A 2,810-nucleotide genomic window follows, 5' to 3' on the forward strand; every position below is an offset into this window, starting at 1 on the left:
TCTCCATGTAAAATCTCATCCAAATTATCAAATGCACCCAAAAGCTTATAATAATTCTCTTCGCTCAAATATTTCGTATCAAGGGGAAGGAATCTGAATTTCTCATCATTAATATTTTTGATTTCAAAATGCTCATCTATGAGTTTTAGCTCTTGCCATTCTTTGATTTGCTGTTTAAAGCCTGTGTCTTGAAAGATAGATTCTAGTATTTGCTCTGAATCTCTAGCGTGATTAGAGATAGTATCAAGACTAAAGACATAATGCACATTTTTAGCAAACTTTGGCTTACACCAAATTGCTTTTAGCTCATCTTCAAAATCCGCTATCAAGTCAATGATTCTAAAGGCTATTTTTTTGAGTTGATTTAGCTCATCAATCTTTTCTTTACTCCAATCTGTAATATCATCTACTACATATTTAAACATCCATAGATTAAACTGCTCTTGCAAAAAGGCTCTTGCGTTTTTGTGGATAAAAAAGTCGACTTCATTTTGCTTTTTGTAAGCGTATAGAATCTTTTTTATTTCTTCTTCTTGTAGCCGTATTTGCTTGTCTTTTAGGGCTTTGATAAATTCATCGCTTAAATCACTACTATTTTGTTTAAAGACATTGGGGAGATCTTGTAGCTCTTCTTTGTTGTTTAGCACATAGATTCTAATCTCTTCATCTATTTTAAACTTAAAAATAGCCTTGTTTTTGGCATTATCACTATTTGGGGTAAAGTAACTTGTATCAAAGATAAAGGTATAGTTAGAATCTTCGCTCTTAATCTCGGCATTATGATAGATGACATCAGATTTGACATAATAGAGATTTTGTGTTTTATAAAAAAGGCTTGTATCTTTAGAATTAGTATACACTCTAGCGTAAATGTTTTTGTGCAAGGGCGTATCATAGAAAAAGGGCGTGCCTGTTTCATTGAGATAGCTTCCAAAAAAATTATAAAGTTTATTGTAAATAGGATATTTTACTTCCTCTTTTTCTAGTTTTTCTTTGATAGTTTTGAAGTATTGTGATTTTATTTTGAGTAGATTGATAAAGCCACTTTTTTGTATTTTGTCTGTATTAAATAGGTTTTGAGTATCCTCTATTTGCACTCCAAGATACATAGATTCTAATTGTGAAAAAAAGGCTCGTCTGTAATCCATAGCTTTCCCTTAAAAATATTGTCCCTAAATATTAGATTCTATTATAAAAAGTTTTTATTAAGTTTAAAGAAGGTTGTATTTACTTTCTCCCATCCTCTAGCACTTTTCTCTCCCCTTTAGAATCTATCTCACACACGACATAGGGAAGTCCTTGCTTATTTAGCTCTGCCATAAATGGATCGGGGTCGTTTTGCTCCATATTCCACACGCCACCACCATTATTAGAATCTACTCCCTGATTTTCCCCACCTTTTGGCATATCGCTATTATCTGCGTTATTTTGTATTTTTAATGCTCCTATGCCCCATTTACCCTCGATGAGTAACTTTGCACCAATCATTGCTGGCACGCCTGTGGTATAACTCACACCTTGGGCATTGACTTCTTTATAACACGCCTCGTGATCACAGATATTATAGATATAAATTGTTCGCTCTTTGCCATTTTTCAAGCCTTTGATATAGCAACCGATGTGCGTTTGTCCTTTGGTGCGAGGCGCTAGAGAGACTGGATCTGGTAAAAGTGTCTTTAGCACTTGTATAGGCACGATTTTTTGCCCGTTATACTCTATTTCATCGACACGCAAAAGCCCTACATTCTCCAAGCATTTCATATGTGTGAGATAGGATTCTCCAAATGTCATAAAAAACCTAATCCGTTTTAATCCCTTGATATTGCGAACAAGAGATTCTAGCTCCTCGTGATAGAGTAGATAGCTATTTTTTGTGCCCACTTCTATATATTCCCATTCTTTCATCAAATCAAGCGGTGCTACATCCTGCCACTGCCCGCCAAAGTAACTTTCATTTTTTAAATCTTGTGTATTTGCATCTAGGCTAAAATGCTTTTCTTCTCGCTCAAACTTACGATAAATGATGTCTTTTTTTAGGTCTGTGTTTTTGGATAAGTCTTTGTCTTTGCTCCAAAACCTCGCCTTAGAGCTAACTTCGCGTAAATTAATTTCAGGATTAAAGTTTGTTGCAAATGCATAGCCGTGATTCCCTGCGTTACAATCAAGTATGTCTATGCTGTGAATCTCATCAAAATAATGTTTTTGTGCATACGCGCAAAAGACATTGGTAACACCCGGGTCAAATCCACTTCCCAAAAGCCCAAAAATCCCTGCTTCTTTGTAGCGTGTGTCGTATGCCCATTGCTCTTTATACTCAAAATGCGCAGAATCTGGGTGCTCATAGTTTGCGGTATCTAAATAATGTGTCTTTGTCCTTAGACACGCTTCCATAATGCTCAAATCTTGATAAGGCAAAGCGACATTTACCACAAGCTTTGGCTTGTATTTTTCTATCAAAGCCACCATAGATTCGACACTATCTGCATCCACACAATCTATCTCAATCTCACCTAAGCCTTTTTGCTTGATAGAATCTGCTATCACTTTGCATTTATCTAGTGTGCGAGAAGCTAAGATAATGCGTGAAAAAACCTCTCTATTCATCGCCATTTTGTGTGCTACCACACCACCTACGCCACCTGCACCGATTTGTAAAACACAAGCCATAATACATCCTTACAATAAAGTAAAACATTAAGTAGTTTGAGTTGTATTATAGCATTTAGTTATTGATTGATACTATGTTTCTTCCTATGTTGGTTGCGTGTTGTATAGAATCTAGCTTATCTACTAGTGTTTTGAACCTAACT

Annotated in this window: 1 protein-coding gene and 1 pseudogene; both read right to left on the reverse strand. The window is 35.5% G+C overall.

Going from position 1 to position 2,810, the window contains the following annotated elements; translation table 11 throughout:
• Positions 1 to 1,148: pseudogene (locus C6H22_RS08390) on the reverse strand (site-specific DNA-methyltransferase); the annotation flags it as partial.
• Between the two features lie 79 nt (positions 1,149 to 1,227).
• On the reverse strand, positions 1,228 to 2,667 hold the full coding sequence (locus tag C6H22_RS08395; protein ID WP_104694812.1) for a saccharopine dehydrogenase family protein: 1,440 nt from the start codon (positions 2,665 to 2,667) through the stop codon (positions 1,228 to 1,230).
• Positions 2,668 to 2,810 lie beyond the last annotated feature (143 nt).

Source organism: Helicobacter equorum, from assembly GCF_900198655.1.
Lineage (GTDB): Bacteria > Campylobacterota > Campylobacteria > Campylobacterales > Helicobacteraceae > Helicobacter_F > Helicobacter_F equorum.